The sequence below is a fragment of the Algoriphagus machipongonensis genome, assembly GCF_000166275.1.
GTDB classification, from domain to species: Bacteria; Bacteroidota; Bacteroidia; order Cytophagales; family Cyclobacteriaceae; genus Algoriphagus; species Algoriphagus machipongonensis.
Genome location: NZ_CM001023.1, coordinates 4,559,934 through 4,575,876, shown reverse-complemented (window position 1 = coordinate 4,575,876; position 15,943 = coordinate 4,559,934). Strand labels below are relative to the sequence as shown.

Annotated in this window: 17 protein-coding genes; 9 read left to right on the top strand and 8 right to left on the bottom strand. The window is 38.9% G+C overall.

The features are described 5' to 3' along the window. Positions 1 to 247: 247 nt before the first annotated feature. A complete protein-coding gene (locus tag ALPR1_RS19370; RefSeq protein WP_008203227.1) occupies positions 248 to 1,312 on the top strand; it encodes a DUF4249 domain-containing protein in 1,065 nt (354 codons plus the stop codon). On the opposite strand, the gene ALPR1_RS19365 is transcribed toward ALPR1_RS19370, so the two are convergent. Then, the gene (locus ALPR1_RS19365) at positions 1,309 to 2,646 is read right to left on the bottom strand and encodes a saccharopine dehydrogenase C-terminal domain-containing protein (protein WP_008203226.1); all 1,338 of its coding nucleotides are present in this window, start codon (positions 2,644 to 2,646) and stop codon (positions 1,309 to 1,311) included. The genes ALPR1_RS19370 and ALPR1_RS19365 overlap by 4 nt on opposite strands. A gap of 114 nt (positions 2,647 to 2,760) precedes the next feature. Here ALPR1_RS19365 and ALPR1_RS19360 point away from each other — a divergent pair, with 114 nt between their 5' ends. From ALPR1_RS19360 to ALPR1_RS19335, 6 genes are all read left to right on the top strand, one after another. Continuing rightward, a complete protein-coding gene (locus ALPR1_RS19360; RefSeq protein WP_008203225.1) occupies positions 2,761 to 3,243 on the top strand; it encodes a cytidine deaminase in 483 nt (160 codons plus the stop codon). A 3-nt stretch (positions 3,244 to 3,246) separates the two neighbouring features. Then, positions 3,247 to 3,885: an alpha/beta hydrolase gene (locus ALPR1_RS19355; RefSeq protein WP_008203223.1), complete on the top strand. Its 639-nt coding sequence runs from the start codon at positions 3,247 to 3,249 to the stop codon at positions 3,883 to 3,885. Between the two features lie 100 nt (positions 3,886 to 3,985). Beyond that, positions 3,986 to 4,423 (top strand): UPF0158 family protein, encoded by a 438-nt coding sequence (locus ALPR1_RS19350; protein WP_008203222.1) that lies wholly within the window; start codon positions 3,986 to 3,988, stop codon positions 4,421 to 4,423. Between the two features lie 44 nt (positions 4,424 to 4,467). Next, the gene (locus ALPR1_RS19345) at positions 4,468 to 4,962 is read left to right on the top strand and encodes a GNAT family N-acetyltransferase (RefSeq protein ID WP_008203221.1); all 495 of its coding nucleotides are present in this window, start codon (positions 4,468 to 4,470) and stop codon (positions 4,960 to 4,962) included. Between the two features lie 66 nt (positions 4,963 to 5,028). Beyond that, positions 5,029 to 5,625: an HdeD family acid-resistance protein gene (locus ALPR1_RS19340; protein ID WP_008203219.1), complete on the top strand. Its 597-nt coding sequence runs from the start codon at positions 5,029 to 5,031 to the stop codon at positions 5,623 to 5,625. A gap of 74 nt (positions 5,626 to 5,699) precedes the next feature. Further along, positions 5,700 to 7,277: a M1 family metallopeptidase gene (locus ALPR1_RS19335; RefSeq protein ID WP_008203217.1), complete on the top strand. Its 1,578-nt coding sequence runs from the start codon at positions 5,700 to 5,702 to the stop codon at positions 7,275 to 7,277. A 2-nt stretch (positions 7,278 to 7,279) separates the two neighbouring features. Here the strand turns inward: ALPR1_RS19335 and ALPR1_RS19330 are convergent, their stop codons facing one another. From ALPR1_RS19330 to ALPR1_RS19320, 3 genes are all read right to left on the bottom strand, one after another. Further along, complete coding sequence (locus ALPR1_RS19330; protein WP_008203215.1) at positions 7,280 to 8,503, bottom strand: permease; 1,224 nt, start codon at positions 8,501 to 8,503, stop codon at positions 7,280 to 7,282. Between the two features lie 135 nt (positions 8,504 to 8,638). Further along, on the bottom strand, positions 8,639 to 9,085 hold the full coding sequence (locus ALPR1_RS19325) for an SRPBCC family protein (protein ID WP_008203213.1): 447 nt from the start codon (positions 9,083 to 9,085) through the stop codon (positions 8,639 to 8,641). 29 nt (positions 9,086 to 9,114) lie between these two features. Beyond that, positions 9,115 to 10,032 (bottom strand): carbon-nitrogen hydrolase family protein, encoded by a 918-nt coding sequence (locus ALPR1_RS19320; RefSeq protein WP_008203212.1) that lies wholly within the window; start codon positions 10,030 to 10,032, stop codon positions 9,115 to 9,117. 129 nt (positions 10,033 to 10,161) lie between these two features. Here ALPR1_RS19320 and rlmN point away from each other — a divergent pair, with 129 nt between their 5' ends. Continuing rightward, the gene (gene rlmN / locus ALPR1_RS19315; RefSeq protein ID WP_008203210.1) at positions 10,162 to 11,220 is read left to right on the top strand and encodes a 23S rRNA (adenine(2503)-C(2))-methyltransferase RlmN; all 1,059 of its coding nucleotides are present in this window, start codon (positions 10,162 to 10,164) and stop codon (positions 11,218 to 11,220) included. Between the two features lie 63 nt (positions 11,221 to 11,283). Continuing rightward, entirely contained in the window at positions 11,284 to 11,754 is a 471-nt protein-coding gene (locus ALPR1_RS19310; RefSeq protein ID WP_008203208.1) for an outer membrane beta-barrel protein, read from the top strand. A gap of 1 nt (position 11,755) precedes the next feature. Here the strand turns inward: ALPR1_RS19310 and ALPR1_RS19305 are convergent, their stop codons facing one another. The 4 genes from ALPR1_RS19305 to ALPR1_RS19290 are packed head-to-tail and all read right to left on the bottom strand — an operon-like array spanning position 11,756 to position 15,731. Further along, the gene (locus ALPR1_RS19305) at positions 11,756 to 12,688 is read right to left on the bottom strand and encodes a rhomboid family protein (RefSeq protein ID WP_008203207.1); all 933 of its coding nucleotides are present in this window, start codon (positions 12,686 to 12,688) and stop codon (positions 11,756 to 11,758) included. A gap of 2 nt (positions 12,689 to 12,690) precedes the next feature. Further along, positions 12,691 to 13,482 carry a rhomboid family intramembrane serine protease gene (locus ALPR1_RS19300; protein ID WP_008203206.1) on the bottom strand — a complete coding sequence of 264 codons (792 nt, stop codon included), beginning with the start codon at positions 13,480 to 13,482 and terminating at the stop codon, positions 12,691 to 12,693. Position 13,483: 1 nt separating this feature from the next. Further along, positions 13,484 to 15,334, bottom strand: coding sequence for a DNA mismatch repair endonuclease MutL (mutL, locus tag ALPR1_RS19295; RefSeq protein WP_008203205.1), 1,851 nt, complete (start codon positions 15,332 to 15,334; stop codon positions 13,484 to 13,486). Continuing rightward, positions 15,327 to 15,731 (bottom strand): hypothetical protein, encoded by a 405-nt coding sequence (locus tag ALPR1_RS19290; RefSeq protein WP_040303035.1) that lies wholly within the window; start codon positions 15,729 to 15,731, stop codon positions 15,327 to 15,329. Before ALPR1_RS19290 ends, mutL begins: the two co-directional genes overlap by 8 nt. Between the last annotated feature and the right edge of the window lie 212 nt (positions 15,732 to 15,943).

Genomic DNA, 15,943 nt, shown 5'->3' with positions numbered 1-15,943 from the left:
TAATTGTTTCAGAGCAAATGATTTTTTCTTAATCATTCAATTGGATTGGCCCTCACAGATAAGTTGGGTTTTTGACCGTTAAAGTCAAGATTTAAACTTTTTGATTCTTTGTTGATGTTGTTTTAGACTTCCTTTTCTATATTTTTGAACAACTTGAACCCATTTCCTCATTAGAGGAGCCCTGTTAATAAAAATAACCTTCCCAAAAAAAATGTAGTGAATACAAGGTTCTGAGAGATATCACCAAATGATAAAAAAATATTTTTACATCATTTTTCTTTTTTCATTAACTGCCTGTATCGATCCTTATTCTGTAGAGGTTGAGGAAGGAGCGCAACTATTGACAGTTGATGGAATGATTACAAATGGTCCGGGCCCTCATGCCATCCGATTGACTCGGAGTGATACCTATGGAAGTGTTTTCGAAGGTTTGGTAAGACCGGTAGCCAGTGCCACTGTGATTGTTAGAGATGATCAAGGTGTAGTCACCTTCTTTTCCGAAGATCCTGAAGATCGAGGTGTTTATTATTCTTCCGAGGATTTTTCGGCCAAAATAGGTAGGAGTTATTCTTTACAAATACAGCTTCAAGATGGGAAAGTATATTCTTCCTTACCTGAGCGTGTTGAATCTGCGCCAGAATTAAAGAACCTTATAACCAAGGTTTTGAAAATCGCTGTTGAAGGGGAAGAGAATGTCAGGTCAGGAGTTCAATTGATTGCAGAAGTTGATGATCCTTCAGACCAGAATAATTTCTATTTCTGGAAAAATTCTGAATCTACTTATGTATTAAAAACTCGCCCAGACTTATATACCCCTCGACCTTCTGATACCAATACCAGTAGAGAACCACAGCCAAAGGATTGCTGTATCGTTTGCTTCAGGACAGAATTATTGGGAGTAGGAGGGATTTATATTGAAAATGATGACAATTTCAATGGCCTAAATACCCAAGTGCCTGTTGCCTTTATTGAAGATGATGGTTTGAGATTTGTTGATACTTATAGGACAGATGTAAAGCAGCTAAGTATAAGTCAGGATGCCTATCGCTATTTGCGATTGGTAAAACAGCAAGTTGAGGTATCAGGCTCTGTTTTTGACCCGCCGCCAGCAAACATCAGAGGAAATATGTTGAGTCTTGATGATCCAGAAGAAGTTGTACTGGGGTTTTTTATTGCTGCAGGAGAAACAAGCAAGAGGATCTACATCGATGGGGAGGAGCTAGATTTCCGACAACCCGTTACCATAATTCCAGATGACTGCAGGGAAGTAGAAGGGGCCAATATTGATCCGCCAGCCGATTGGAATCCTTAATTTGCTGAGAGCTTTTCCGTTTCTTTAAAGTGGATTCCCTGTTCTTCTAATTTTGTCAAAATTGGAACATAAATTTCAGGGATCACCGGAATATGCAAACCTTTTAATTCTATTTCTTTTTTCAAAAATAAATCAACCGCTATAGCTAACGGTAGTCCTACTGTTTTTGCCATGGCAGTATGCAAAGAGTCTTCTCCAAAACACACCAAGCTAGAGGAAATACTTTTGGTATGATTGACTCCTTTGATTTCAAAAAAGTGTTTCATTACAATCATATCCTTGTCGTTTGAATCCAATGCCCAATCTTCTTCTAAAATGCTTTGAAGAATAGATGCTGCTGTCCCGCTTGATTTAGGGAGTTTACGGGTTCCAAAAAATCCCAACCACTGAATTTTTTCAAAGGTGGGAAAGTCTAAATCGGGAATAAAATCTGCCAATTTCTCTTCAATAGATAGGCTTTCATGGTAGGGAAGAAATGAATTTAGGAATTGTCTGAGGCTTGAGTTTTCGGGTAACTCCATGTTAATTGTGTCATCTGTCATTCCGAGCTGAACAAAAACATCCCATGCTTTTGAGAAGCCGGCACGACGAAGTGTCCCCCTTAAAAGAGTAGAAATAGAATCAAGCCCATATACCTTTTTATAGCTTAAAGAATCCCTGTTGGGGTATCCTTCAAAATCCCCAATACCATCAAAAGAAACGGGTTCAATCCGTTTGAAAACTTGGTGATATGGGACGATTTTTAAGTCTCCTTTTTCCTGATACACAGCAGTGCCCTGTCCAGCCAAAACCACATTTCTGGGGTTCCAAGTAAATTTATATTTCCAAGGGTTGTCTTCACTCATGGGAGCTAGTAAACCACCGCAGTAAGATTTAAAAGAAAGAATTTCTTCTCCTTTCGAGCGTGCTTCATCTATAATTTTCATGGCGGACATATGGTCTATCCCAGGATCAAGCCCACACTCATTTAAAAAGAAAAGACCTTTAGATTCTATCTCAGCTTTCATTTTCTTCATTTCAGCAGACTCATAGGAAGCCGAAAAAAAGTGTTTCCCAAGTTCTAGACAATCCTTAGCTACGATAGGATGCATAAATGCAGGCAACATGGATACAACTAAATCTGCTTCCTGAATCAGGGTTTTTCTTTCTTGTTCGTTCTGGATATCAAGCGACCTTGCACTGGTGCCGGGAAGGCCCTTAAGCTTTGCTTTGGCTTGGTTTAAATCTAGATCAGCAAGGATTAAGTTTCTTGTTTTATCTGCACAGGAAGCTGCTAGGTACTCTATCAAATAACTAGAAGATTTTCCGCCCCCTAGGATCAAAATTGTCTGCATAAGGTATATGAATTCTGAATCTAAAATGGCCAATAAATTATTCAGCTAAAAGAAACCATCCGTTTAAATTGGAACAAATCCGTACTTTGGTATTTAAGTAAACTCGAATAAAATATGAGTAAGAAATATATCATTTCTTCAGAAGTGGAGGAATTAGATTGGGAAGAGTTGCTACAAGAGGATCAAGAATTGATGGTTCAGGCACAAGAGATCAGCAAGAATGCTTATGCACCGTATTCTGACTTCCAAGTTGGCGCTGCTGTTCGGCTTAAGTCAGGGCTGATCCTTCAATCGAGCAATCAGGAGAATGTAAGTTTTCCGGTTGGGGTTTGTGCAGAACGATTGGTACTGGGGTATGCAGGGGCCAATTACCCTCTTGATCCAGTGATGAAAATTGCTATTGTTGCCAAAAGAAAGGGAGAAGATTCCTGGGCATCAGTTTCACCCTGCGGAATGTGTAGACAAGCAATAAATGAAACTGAGTTGAGGTTTAATAAGCTGATGGAAATTCTGATTTTAAAGGCTGATCATAAGATTTTGAAAGTGCAAGGGATCCAAGCATTGCTACCCTTTAAGTTTGATGATTTGAATAGTTAAGATTTGAAAAAACGATTCCAATTTAAGTACGAAGCATCCTATTCCATTTCACATGAACCTAATTTAAAGGAATCTGAAATCTGGATTCTTTTCCATGGGTATGGACAATTAGCTGAATTTTTTATTCGAAAATTCATTCCTTTTGATGGAGATAAAAGACTATTCATTGCTCCCGAAGGGACCAATTATGGATACTTGAAAGATTTTAAAGGGAGGGTTGGAGCAAATTGGATGACGAGCCATGAACGTGAGTTGGCTATAGAGAACAATCACAGGTTTTTAGATGAATTAATAGGTTCTATTTTGGAGGGGTATAAATCAACCCCCAAAATCAACGTATTAGGATTTTCTCAAGGTGGAGCCACTGCAACTCGCTGGGCGAGTAGGTGGACTGGAAAAGTTGATCAGTTGGTTTTGTGGGCAGGAGGATTTGCTCATGATTTGCTTATTGAGGATAGTAAAAAGAAGTTTTCGGAAACTGATTTTACGCTCGTCTTGGGAGACGAAGATGAGTTTATTAAACCCGAAAGTCTTGAAAAGCAGAATATTTTGATAAAAGATTTAGGGAAACCAATTAAAAAAATAACTTTTTCTGGCGGTCATGTGATTGATTCTGAGGTTCTAAAGCAAGTTTTTTTATAAAATGTCAATAAAAATGAGTAGACTTCATACATGCATCATCAAAAACAATTTGATGCAAATTTGACATTCACTATTTTTCCAAAAATTTTGTAACCAATTCATGTTTTCGCTTACTGAAAAAGAGGTAGGATTAATTTCTGCCCAACTGCTTAAAGGCAATGTTTGCTTCTTTCAAATTGACAAAAAGAAGATCCATCATATGCCCGATGATGAAGACTATTTTAACTATGACCTCACTGAAGAAGAAGAGGATATCCTAGATGAGATAGAGGAAAATCCTGATAATTTTGCCGAGTTTACTAAAATGGAGCCTGCTCAAGAGCATCAAATGATGCAGGATTTTGTAGACCGTAAAATTAAAGAGAAAAATCTTGCTGAGGATTTGGTGAATGCCTTGAGTAAACCAAAAGCATCCACAGGGTTTAAATACTTGATAGAAGAATCAAAATATAGTTCCGAGTGGAAAGAATATAGACTTTCCAAATACCATGATTGGGTTAAGGAGCAGGTAGATAGTTTCAACTATTCTGAAGATTAATTGAAGACCGTCCACAAAGACGGTTTTCTTGTTTCAGTTCCAATATGGATATCCCCAAGTATACAATTCGTCACCAGTTAAAACCTGGAGATCTTAGTCAAATTGCAGCTTTGCATGGGAAGATTTATGGGGAAGAACATGGCTTTCCTATTGGTTTTGAAGTTTATGTGATGCAAAGTGTGGTCGAGTTTTTTGAACAGTTCGATACTGAAAAAGACCGTGTTTGGATCGTGGAATCTGATGAGAGGATGGTCGGGTTTTTATTGCTCATGCATAGACCGAATAATCAGGCACAACTGCGTTATTTTATTTTAGATAAAACTTTTAGAGGTATAGGACTTGGGAAGAAACTAATGGGCGAGTGGATGGATTTTTTTCAGGAAAGACAATACCAGTCTGCTTATCTTTTTACTACTAAAGGGCTTGATCCAGCGGTTAGTTTATATGAGAGACATGGCTTTAGGAAAGTTTCCGAGAAGATGACAGAGAATTTTGGATTCCCCATGCTGGAAGTTTACTATCGTTTGGATTTGTCGTAATTTTTTGAAGTTGGCAGAAGATTCATTTAGAAAATCTTATTTTTAATTACACTAACCAAAATAGCCATGTCTGCAAAACCATTCAAAACGATCCAAAAAGCCTTAAAACATTGGTATTTACTTACAGTAATAGGCGTCTTATTTATCCTATTGGGAGTGTATGTTTTTCAAACTCCCATGGCTTCCTATTTAGTTTTAGCTACATTATTCAGTCTTTCATTTTTAGCCTCAGGCTTGAGTGAACTCACCTTTGCCTTTGGCAATAGAAAAACCTTGGACCATTGGGGTTGGTTTCTTGCCTCAGGCTTGATAAGTACCTTGATTGGGGCCTTATTATTAACGAATCCTGCTCTTTCTATGGCCACCTTACCGCTATATGTTGGCTTTGGAGTAATGTTTAAATCCATTGCTGGAATCAGCTTTGCACTTAGTTTAAAAGATCACGGAGACGAATATCAGACCTTACTTTACCTGGCAATCGGAGGAATGATTTTGTCCTTTATTTTAATTTGGAATCCTTCCATTATTGGGATGACTTTAGTGACTTTGACTGCGTTGATTTTTGTTTTGTTAGGCGTAGTAGCAATTTTATTTTCCTTAAAGCTGAAGAAGCTTCATGACCTGCCAAATAAGTTGAAGGAAAAGATCAAGGGTGATTCTTGAAACCAAAAGAACATATTTACTGCCTCTGGTGATATTTTTGACCCGTTTTTCATTCCATTGACCTACCTTCGATCATGCGAAAGTTATTACTGTATTTACCCCTTTTTTTCTTTTTCACAGCATCGGCATTTGGTCAAAATTGGGACTGGGGAGGTCCTATGGATCCACTTCAGGAAAAATTCAAAGTCTTGCATTACCAACTAGAACTAGAAATTCTTCCAGAAAGTAAATCTATTCAGGGCAAAAACACCGTGACATTTGAGGCAGCGGAAAAACTAGCAACGCTTCGACTCAATTTAATTGATGAATACCAGGTATCTAAGGTAACCATGAATGGAGAGGAGGTCGAGTTTTCGCATGAAAATGATATTTTGGATATCACTCCGATCGATTGTACCTGCAATGAAGTAACGGTGTATTATGGAGGTGTAACTCCTATTGCTATCAACCCGCCCTGGACAGGAGGTTTTACTTGGGAGGTAGATCAACTGGGGTATCATTGGATGGGATTATCCTCACAAGGAGAGGGGGCAAAGGTGTTTATGCCTGCTTTGGACCATCCTTCTAGTGAGCCAAGTAATGGGGTAGATCTATATTTTACTGTAGAGAAGCCTTATTTTGTCGCCTCGAATGGCAACTTATTGGAGACCAAAGAAAGGGGAGATAAAACTACCTATCATTGGTCCACCAATTACTCGATTAATAACTATGGGATCAATTTTACTTTGGGAGTTTTTACGGAAGCTAGCACCACTTATACTTCCGTATCTGGCAAAAAAATCCCGATGCATGTCTATGTCCTGAAAGAGGATAGTGCACAAGCTGAAACTTTGCTAGAAGTATTGGAAGTTAGCACTGCTACCCAAGAGAAATTTTTTGGAGCCTTCCCATTTCCTGAAGATAAAATAGCGGTTGTGGAAACGCCCTATTTGGGGATGGAGCATCAAACCATCAATGCCTATGGAAATAACTTCCGGTTTATTCCAATGGGTGATGTCCTGTATGATAATTTATTACATCATGAGTTAGGGCATGAATGGTTTGGGAACAAAATGTCTGTTGGAGATTGGGCAGATATGTGGATTCACGAAGGATTTACAGCTTATGGGGATTGGCTTTTTTATGAGGAACATGGTGGGCATGAAGCCTATTTAAAGCATGCAGCTTCAGTCATCCAAACCCTACCTCATGCCAGGCCAGTATTAAGTCCGGTAAATAGCACGGAAGAGGAAGCTTATCATGGAGAAATATACTCCAAAGGTGCTTCAATCGTCCATGGATTAAGAGGAATACTAGGAGATGAAGTGTTTTTCCCCATGCTCAAGGCATTTATTTCTGATGATCAATTTACTTATCAAAATCAGGTAAAAAGCAGTGACTTTATTGAATTTGTACATACCTACACAGGGAATGATTTGAGTGAATACCTGAATTTCTATTTGAAGACCACCAATTTGCCTGAGCTCAAAATCAAGAAAAAGGGGAGTGATGGTTACGAGGTGTCCTTAAGAGGAATCAAGTTTTCTATGCCAGTGGAAGTTCAAACATCTGAGGGAATAAAAAAGATTGAATTGGGTCCCAAACCAGTATTAATTTCAAGTAATACGGAGATTCAGGTGGATCCAAATAAATGGTTCATGATTCGTAAATAAGATTAAACCAGAAAAAGTTTTATAAACATTCCTCCGGCCAACCAGAGGAAGCAGGTGTATGCCATATATTTTAGAATGCGCTCTAATGATTTACTTTTAGGAGCCATTTCTTTCATATAATTCAAATCCTTCCACTTAATGTATCCAATCCAAAGCAACACTATACTCACTAAGGCAAATCCCATATTTAAATAAAAAGTATAATCCAATTTGAAAAATTCTTGGTCTTGAATAGTGACTTGTTTTGGTTCTGGCAAGATTCCTAACCAATCAAACGAATAATGTAAGGTTATAGAGGAAATTAGTAAGGCTCCCAAAAGCAGAAAAAGGATAAAAAAAGCCATTTTCCAACCATAATATTTAGAGTTGATTCTTAAAACAGGAAAAACGACTAAATCGCTGAAAATAAAGGCCATTACACCAGCAAAACTTACTCCTTTTCCAAAAAGTAATGCAGCTAATGGTATATTCCCCATTGATCCAATGAACGTCAGAAAAGCTGCGATAGGTCCTATTACCACATGTTGGAGAATCTCCAAAAATGAATAATCGATTTTTCCTTGACCGCTATTGATAAATAGGGTCTGAAAAAATGAATCTGGAACCATAGCGGCGATTATACCTGCAATTGTAAATCCGACTGTTACATCTTTCCATACCATTTTCCATTCCATGCCATATTGACGACCTGTTTTAGCCCAACTTTTATTTGAACTAATGACATCAGGTTTTGAGTTATCCATTTGCTCCATGGCCATTTCACTGTCAGGAAGATTTTTTCTTGCACTTTTTATTAAAGAATTTGGCTTAATGATTCTGATTAATAACCAGCTTACCAAAATCAAAATAATACCTCCAACATACTCACCAACTACAAACTGCCAACCTAAAAAAATAGAAATTATGATCCCAAGTTCTATGACTAAATTGGTAGAAGCTAATAAAAAAGCGATGGAAGAGATAAAGCTTGCTCCTTTTTTAAAAAGTGTTTTAGTGCTTGCTAATGCTGAAAAGCTACAGGAACTACTTATAAACCCAAAAATTGTACCCAATAAAACCCCTTTACCCTCTTGATCACCCATTAGTTTTTGCATTTTCTCTTCTGTCACAAAAATCTGAATCATACTACTGACCAGATAGCCTAAAGAAAATGCCCAAAAAGCCATCCAGAAAAGACCAAGACTTGTATTGGCCGCTTCAGCCCATTTTTCTAAAAATAAATTCATTGAACTTTATTTTATTTTCAATAGGAGCTCAATAATAATGCAATTATCAGATTATAAGGTTTGTAGCACGATAAAGTAGTTAGCCTGATCTTCAACTGTTGCAACTTTTTCCCACTATGAGTAAGGCAACAATTATTATGATCGTTCCTCAAAAGGTAGAACTTCACCTTTTTCGAGGTAGTTTTTAAGTCCCTGTAGTAGAATCGCCCAGCAATAGGAAGAGATTTTGAAATGTTCATTTTGGTTTTCCCATCCCTTATGCCAAAATGAGACTTTGACCATTGTTCCGTCTTCCTCCAGTTCAAAACCAAAAGAAGTAGGATCCCAATCTTTATCTGAATCTACCATTTTGATATGGAAAGCTTTATTTTCTTCCACCTTTGAAACGGTACCAAACCAATCGTACTCAGGAGTGAAGTAGAAGTTGTAGCTTTCTCCTATTTCAGGCTTACCAGAGCACTTTTGTGGCCACCAAAGGATGAGTTGTTCGGGGCTTGAGATGGCCGAGAAAACTTTTGAAATGGTGCTTCTTATCCAAAAGGTATGATAGATCCCAAAAGTTTGTTTGTCAGTAGTTTCCATGTTATTGAATTAAAAATTGACCATTAGATTTATTCTTTTTTTATCGGCGGTTGACCTTTGACCTTGAATTCAAAGATATCATCTCGAGCATAGTGGCCGATGGGGTCAAAATCGAGTTTACTTTTAGTAATGAGGTTCAAATCAATCTCCATTGAGAGTGCACCTGCCTCTCCATACAAAGGCCCAGCAATAAGCTCACCTAAAGGAGAGAAAATAACTGTTCCACCTTTACAAAAATCTTCCTCTACTTCTTCCATGTCCTTTTGAAGCCTATGCGGATACATAGATTTTGTGAAATATTGATTACATGCTAGAACAAAACATCTCCCTTCAATGGCAATATGCCTCATGGTGTCCACCCATGATTCTCGGGCGTCGGCGGTAGGAGCGATGTAAATTTCCACTCCTTGAGAATACATTGCCATTCTGGCTAAAGGCATATAGTTTTCCCAGCAAATTAGGCCTCCTAGCTTTCCGATTTTTGTATCAAAAGTGACCAGAGAATCCCCGGAAGCTTCTGCCCAAACCAACCTCTCAATTCCTGTAGGTTTGATTTTTCTATGAACTCCCAGCAAGCCTTTGGGGCTTATGTAGATCATGGAGCAATACAAACTACCATGCTGCTTCATGCGCTCGGTAACCCCACAGACCAAATAGATATTCAATTGATGGCAGAGCTTTTCAAGTCTGGTGAGATCTTCAGAATCTAAGTCGAAGCTATTTTGGTAATACTCCTCATAAAGATCCCGCCCCTCGGGGGTTCTACTCCCGATTTTGGCACCAAAAGAAAATCCACGAGGGTATCCTGGGATAAAGGATTCAGGGAAAACGATCAGTTGATTCCCTTCTTTAGCATATTTTTCACAGAGCCGCTCTAACTTTTGGAGTGTTTTCTCTTTGTCAAAAAACACGGGGCTCTCTTGGACTAAGCAGACTTTTACCTTCATTTTTATGGGTATTTGACATCAATTTACAAAGTCAGGAACAAAGGCAACCTAAGTTCTTGTTAATTTGCGAACTCAAAGCTGAGAATTTGGTTACCAACAAATTCCAACCTTTAATTCTTAAATTGCAACATGGAAGAAATTCAGAAAAGTGACGTCAGAAAACTTTCCCTCGAGGAGCTAGAAGAGTTTTTTTTAGCCCATGGGGAAAAGAAGTTTCGAGCCAAGCAGGTTTACGATTGGCTTTGGAATAAATCTCTGAAAAACTTCGATGACATGAGTAATATATCATTGGAAACCAGAGAGTTGCTTAAGAAGTACTTTAAAATAAATCATATACTGGTTGATTTAATGCAGCACTCTTCGGATGGCACGATTAAAAATGCAGTCAAATTATATGATGACAAAATAGTAGAATCGGTCTTGATTCCGACTTCCAAACGGATAACTGCCTGCGTTTCGTCGCAGGTTGGTTGTAGTTTGGATTGTAACTTTTGTGCTACTGCAAGGTTAAAGCGCATGCGGAATCTAAATCCTGATGAAATCTATGATCAAGTCGTTGCAATTAAGGAAGAAGCGGAAAAGTATTTTGAGAGGCCTCTGACTAATATTGTATTTATGGGGATGGGCGAACCCTTGTTGAACTATGCCAATGTCTTGGCTGCGATCGATAAAATTACTTCTCCAGAAGGCTTGGGCATGGCAGCTCGAAGGATTACACTTTCTACCGTAGGCGTGACCAAAATGATCCGTAAAATGGCAGATGATGAAGTGAAGTTTAACCTTGCTGTTTCCCTACATTCAGCGATAAATGAAACCCGCTCTCGATTGATGCCAATCAATGATTCCAATCCAGTCGAAGAATTAGGGGAATCTCTAAAATATTGGTACAAAAAGACGGGAAGAAAAGTAACCTATGAGTATGTGATCTGGGATGGGGTAAATGATGATGAGAGACATGCTCGGGCACTGGCTAAATTTTGTAAGTTGATTCCTTCAAAAGTTAATATCATTCAGTATAACCCAATAGATGAAGGCGAGTTTAGGCAGGCCAAACAAGAAGCGGTGGATATGTATATTAGGGTATTGGAAAGCCAAGGGGTAATCGCCAAAGTGCGTAAATCACGAGGTCAGGACATCGATGCGGCTTGTGGCCAGTTAGCGAATAAGAATGAAGTTGGGGCCCTTTAACCATTGGCATTTTGATTAATGGATAATGCCCAGTATCTTTTTTGAATTAATAGATTTCAGCTCATGAAAAAAGTAATCCTTTTGCTGATAGCCTGTATGGCTTTTTCAACTTTTGCTTCCGCTCAAACCCAAGGTGATAGTAGGGTGCATGTTTTAGGCTCTTATGGCTTGAGGTATAAATACTTTGGCGTTGGAGGAGGGGTCGAATATTTTTTCATCGACCAATTTGCTATCATGCCAAGCTATACCAAGATTTTTCCGAATGTTGGTAAGGAAAGTAATTTCAGTGCCGATTTACGCTATTATGTTTCTACAGGAAGCTCTCAGCTTTATTTTATGGCAGGATACAGCCAAAACTGGGAGAATACTAATCCTGATGGGGCCGGAACGAGACGAACGGTCAAAGGTGCTAATGTAGGGGTTGGAGCCTACATTTCTTTGACTGATTGGGTAGGGTTAAGTACCGAGTTTAAAGTACAAAGTCAACATCCCCGAGAGCCAGGTTTTCGGTTTGGATTTGCCTTTCCTCTGTGACTTATTTTTTGCTGAATTCGAAAAGCTTCCGTTTCTCATCTTTAGTTAAAGCCTCGTAGCCTTTTTCAGCTATTTTGTCCAAAATCACATCAATTTCTTCTTGTGAAGCTTCATCAGAGGACTTGGTCACTGGCTTCGATGTGCTTGGTTTAGAAAATGGCTTAAAGCTGCTGGAAGTTTTTGGCTTTCTACGATAAGTGACATTTACCTTTTGCCTTTTATTAAATAGATTTTCAAAGAAAATCCCCACTTTTTGAACGGGCACGCCAAGGTCTATTCCCCTCCTCAATTCCACGATATAGAAATAGCCTAATAAGGCTCCTCCCAAGTGTGCAAGTTCTCCTCCGGCATTTGCTCCTGCAGAGTTTGCAAAAGACAAGATTACATAAAATATGGCGATGTATTTTATTTTTACAGGGCCTAAAAGTATCAAAAAGAAGGTAGTATTTGGACTTAGCGTTGCTGCTCCTACGACGATAGCGAAAACCCCAGCACTGGCTCCAAGCATCATGGAACTGTCAATAGCTCCTCTGAAATAGGGAGCCAAGTTGTAAATCAACAGGTAAAATAAAGCACCTGCCAGACCTCCCAATACATATAGGTTGGCTAATTTTCGACTTCCCAAAAACTGATGTACCAACTGGCCAAACCAAAATAGGAAAAGCATATTGAAGAGGATATGGAAAATACCCTCATGCAAAAACATATAGGTGAAAATGGACCAGGGTTGGGTAGCCAATTTACCTAAAGAAGCAGGCATCATTAGGTGTGAAAGGCCTGCCGAATAGAGATCTCCATATCCCGTGATTGTGAGCATCACACGCGCCACAAGAATCACCATAAAGACGATGAGATTGATAGCAATCAGCTTGTAAAGGCTATTGTTATTATGCCGAAAGGCGTTCCTAAGATTTTCCCAAAAATTTCCGTACATAATTAATAGAAACTGTTTCTGTCTTTTTTCCAGAAATAAACCAATATTCCTCCGATGATCAAACCTCCCAAGTGTGCAAAATGAGCGACATTGTCAGTAGGGTTATTTACCAATACGTTATAAACGGTGTAAAGTCCATAGAAAAGTACCAGATATTTAGCTTTTACCGGCATTGGAGGGAAAAGCAGAAATAATTGTGTGTTGGGAAAGAGCATGGCGAAGGCAATCAAAATACCAAATAGCGCTCCAGAAGCTCCTACCATGGGGACATTCCCCTGAATTTCCAAAATAGCATCCAGCGTTTGACTAGCTCTTTGAATTTTCACTTGATCATTTGGGTTTCGGCTATAATCATCAATAAAATCAAAAATAGCCCGATCAAAGTAACCTCTGTTTTCGACAACAATCTTATTGAAAGTTTCTGGGTCTGGATCGGCTTGGAACGTGGCTACTTTATCCTGAAGGTTTACCATTCTATAGGAAGTATAGCCCGAATACAATACTCCTGAGCCTACACCACAAACCATCCATAGGATCAATAGCTTTTTAGGCCCAAGAAATTGTTCCAGTAAAGGGCCAAATATTAAGAGACCAAACATATTGCTGAATAGATGCCAAAATCCGGCATGCATAAACATATAGGTCAAAAACTGAAATGGCTGAAAGTAGGGGCTATTGATGTAGTAAAGAGCAAACAAGTCCCCAAGCTGAGGGAACAAGAAGGCTGAAACCAAATACATGACCACATTGATCAATAGAAGATTTTGTACTACAGGAGTGATATTTCTAAACATGCTATTTTCCGAAGAAGGAGTGGATGCTGGATAAATCCAATTTTACGAAAGTTTTGTTCCCCGAAAGTCCATAATTTGGATTTTGACAGGCAAAAAGTTGCCCAACGAGGGTTTCCATCTCTTGTGGAGTTAATTTTTGTCCTCTTTTTAAGGATGATTTGCGTGCCAAAGACCGTGCAAGATTTTCTCTTTTATCTATAGAAAGCTCGTTTTTGAAGTTTTTAAATTGTTCCAAAAGGCTTTCAAAAAGGTCTTTTTCACTTTTAGGTTGAATGTCAGCAGGGACACCTTGTATGATAATAGTATCTTTCCCAAACTCAGAAACCATAAAGCCAAGGCTATGCAGCTCTGGTAAAATATCCATGACTAAGGCAAAATCTGAGGCGCTTAATACTACGGTTGGAGGAAAGAGACATTGCTGAGATGGGCCTTGGGCAGAGTTTAATTGCTTGGTATAGCGTTCATAAAGTATGCGCTCATGTGCTATTTGCTGGTCAAGGATCAACATTCCCGTGGATAGTTGGGCGACGATGTAAGAAAGCTCTACTTGGAAAGTAGTGCCGGTAGATTCTTCAACCGAAATTTTCGGGAAAAAATCCTGACTCTCTTCCGGATTTACTCGGCTTGGGAAAGTCAATACTTCAGGCTCTTCTTCATTCTCGTCTCTTGGCTGCTCTTGGGTTTTTTGGGGAGTATTTCCTTCAAATAGCTTTTCCCATCCCGAAGCACTTGACTTTTTAAACTCGGGAGTATTATAGCTTTTGTAGCTATACTCGCGGTCTACCTGTTCCTTTTTCTCAGGATTTTTATCCCAGTTTTCTGTATAATTCACGTCAAAGGAAAAGTCTAAAGAAGGGACTACATGATGAGCTCCCAAAGCCTGTTTTACTGCAGATCTGATGACAGCATATACTGTGCGCTCATCATCAAACTTTATCTCCGTCTTAGTCGGGTGGACATTGATATCGATGTGAGAAGGGTCAATCTCTAGGAATAGCACATAAAAAGGATGTTGGTCGGATTGAATTAAACCTTCAAAAGCATTCGAAACCGCATGGTTTAAATAGCTACTTTTTATGTACCGGTTGTTGACGAAAAAAAACTGTTCCCCACGGGTCTTTTTGGCATTTTCCGGCTTTCCAATGTAACCCTTGATATTGATATGGGGGGTTAATTCTTCGCATGGAACTAACTGACCCTGGTAGTTTTTGCCAAATAACCCTACTATCCGCTGGCTAAGTTTGCCTGGAAGTAAATTAAACATCTCCAGATCCTGTTGATATAAGGAAAAAGAGATTTCAGGGTAGGATAGAGCCACTCGTTGGAATTCATCCACCAAATGACGCATTTCTACTGGATTCGATTTTAGAAAATTACGTCTGGCAGGTACGTTGAAAAATAAATTTTTCATACATACTGAAGTTCCTTCGGTAGCTGCAATGGGTTCCTGATTTTTGATTTCGGAACCTTCAATTTGAATTAATGTTCCAAGGTCAGCATTTGCAGGCTTTGTTTTTAACTCCACTTGGGCTACGGCAGCAATAGAGGCTAAAGCTTCTCCTCGAAATCCGAAAGTTCGGATAGAAAAAAGATCTTTACTCGAACGGATTTTTGAGGTGGCATGTCTCTCAAAGCTCATTCTCGCATCTGTTGGAGACATACCTTTCCCATTATCAATAACTTGAATCAATTGTTTGCCAGCATCTTTTACCACCACTTGGATTTTGGTAGCTCCGGAATCAATAGAGTTCTCTAAAAGCTCTTTAAGAGCAGAGGCGGGTCTTTGTACTACCTCCCCTGCGGCGATCTGGTTGGCAATGGCATCAGGAAGTAACTGAATGACATCACTCATTTTTTCTTTTTGGTTTTAGCCTAAAGAAAAAATAAATCCCTGCGACTATCGCAGTAAGGTAAAGTAAGTATTCAAAAATTACGGGGCCTATGTAAATATACCCTCCTAAACTACCAAGCAGCAGGAAAAAGATAAATGATCGGATCATTCCTGTGGAGGTAAAGGGGTTGCTTGATCTTTCTTTCATCCCCTTGTGCTGAGCGAATGCTCCACGAATTCCTGATTGGTAGGAAATTTTGTTTTCAGAATCCTCATCAGAAAGTACTCCTTCAGCTTTTAGTTCTTGCTTAATACGAGAAGTTCTTTGGTCTATTTCCTCCTTGACTGGATCATAGTACCTGGGCTTAATATCGAAGCGCATTGGGCTGGCCGTACGGAATATGGATGGAAATTTCATGACTTTATATGTTTTCTGTAGGCTTTACGTTATGGTAAAGCTATAATTGAGGATTAAGTTCAAGAATCAGAACCAGCTATCAAATTTCTTCGTTATTTCAACGAATTTGCTGATCAATGTTGCCTGATCTTTTCTATCTTTAATTTTCCTTTTGTTCCACATAATGACCAGATAACGGCCCAGGAACAAAGGTGCTGAAATCTTTAAAACGA

Coding starts and splice junctions, on each gene's coding strand:
- ALPR1_RS19370 (WP_008203227.1), top strand. CDS start 248: ATGATAAAAAAATATTTTTACATCATTTTTCTTTTTTCATTAACTGCC.
- ALPR1_RS19365 (WP_008203226.1), bottom strand. CDS start 2,646: ATGCAGACAATTTTGATCCTAGGGGGCGGAAAATCTTCTAGTTATTTG.
- ALPR1_RS19360 (WP_008203225.1), top strand. CDS start 2,761: ATGAGTAAGAAATATATCATTTCTTCAGAAGTGGAGGAATTAGATTGG.
- ALPR1_RS19350 (WP_008203222.1), top strand. CDS start 3,986: ATGTTTTCGCTTACTGAAAAAGAGGTAGGATTAATTTCTGCCCAACTG.
- ALPR1_RS19345 (WP_008203221.1), top strand. CDS start 4,468: ATGGATATCCCCAAGTATACAATTCGTCACCAGTTAAAACCTGGAGAT.
- ALPR1_RS19340 (WP_008203219.1), top strand. CDS start 5,029: ATGTCTGCAAAACCATTCAAAACGATCCAAAAAGCCTTAAAACATTGG.
- ALPR1_RS19335 (WP_008203217.1), top strand. CDS start 5,700: ATGCGAAAGTTATTACTGTATTTACCCCTTTTTTTCTTTTTCACAGCA.
- ALPR1_RS19330 (WP_008203215.1), bottom strand. CDS start 8,503: ATGAATTTATTTTTAGAAAAATGGGCTGAAGCGGCCAATACAAGTCTT.
- ALPR1_RS19325 (WP_008203213.1), bottom strand. CDS start 9,085: ATGGAAACTACTGACAAACAAACTTTTGGGATCTATCATACCTTTTGG.
- ALPR1_RS19320 (WP_008203212.1), bottom strand. CDS start 10,032: ATGAAGGTAAAAGTCTGCTTAGTCCAAGAGAGCCCCGTGTTTTTTGAC.
- rlmN (WP_008203210.1), top strand. CDS start 10,162: ATGGAAGAAATTCAGAAAAGTGACGTCAGAAAACTTTCCCTCGAGGAG.
- ALPR1_RS19310 (WP_008203208.1), top strand. CDS start 11,284: ATGAAAAAAGTAATCCTTTTGCTGATAGCCTGTATGGCTTTTTCAACT.
- ALPR1_RS19305 (WP_008203207.1), bottom strand. CDS start 12,688: ATGTACGGAAATTTTTGGGAAAATCTTAGGAACGCCTTTCGGCATAAT.
- ALPR1_RS19300 (WP_008203206.1), bottom strand. CDS start 13,482: ATGTTTAGAAATATCACTCCTGTAGTACAAAATCTTCTATTGATCAAT.
- mutL (WP_008203205.1), bottom strand. CDS start 15,334: ATGAGTGATGTCATTCAGTTACTTCCTGATGCCATTGCCAACCAGATC.
- ALPR1_RS19290 (WP_040303035.1), bottom strand. CDS start 15,731: ATGAAATTTCCATCCATATTCCGTACGGCCAGCCCAATGCGCTTCGAT.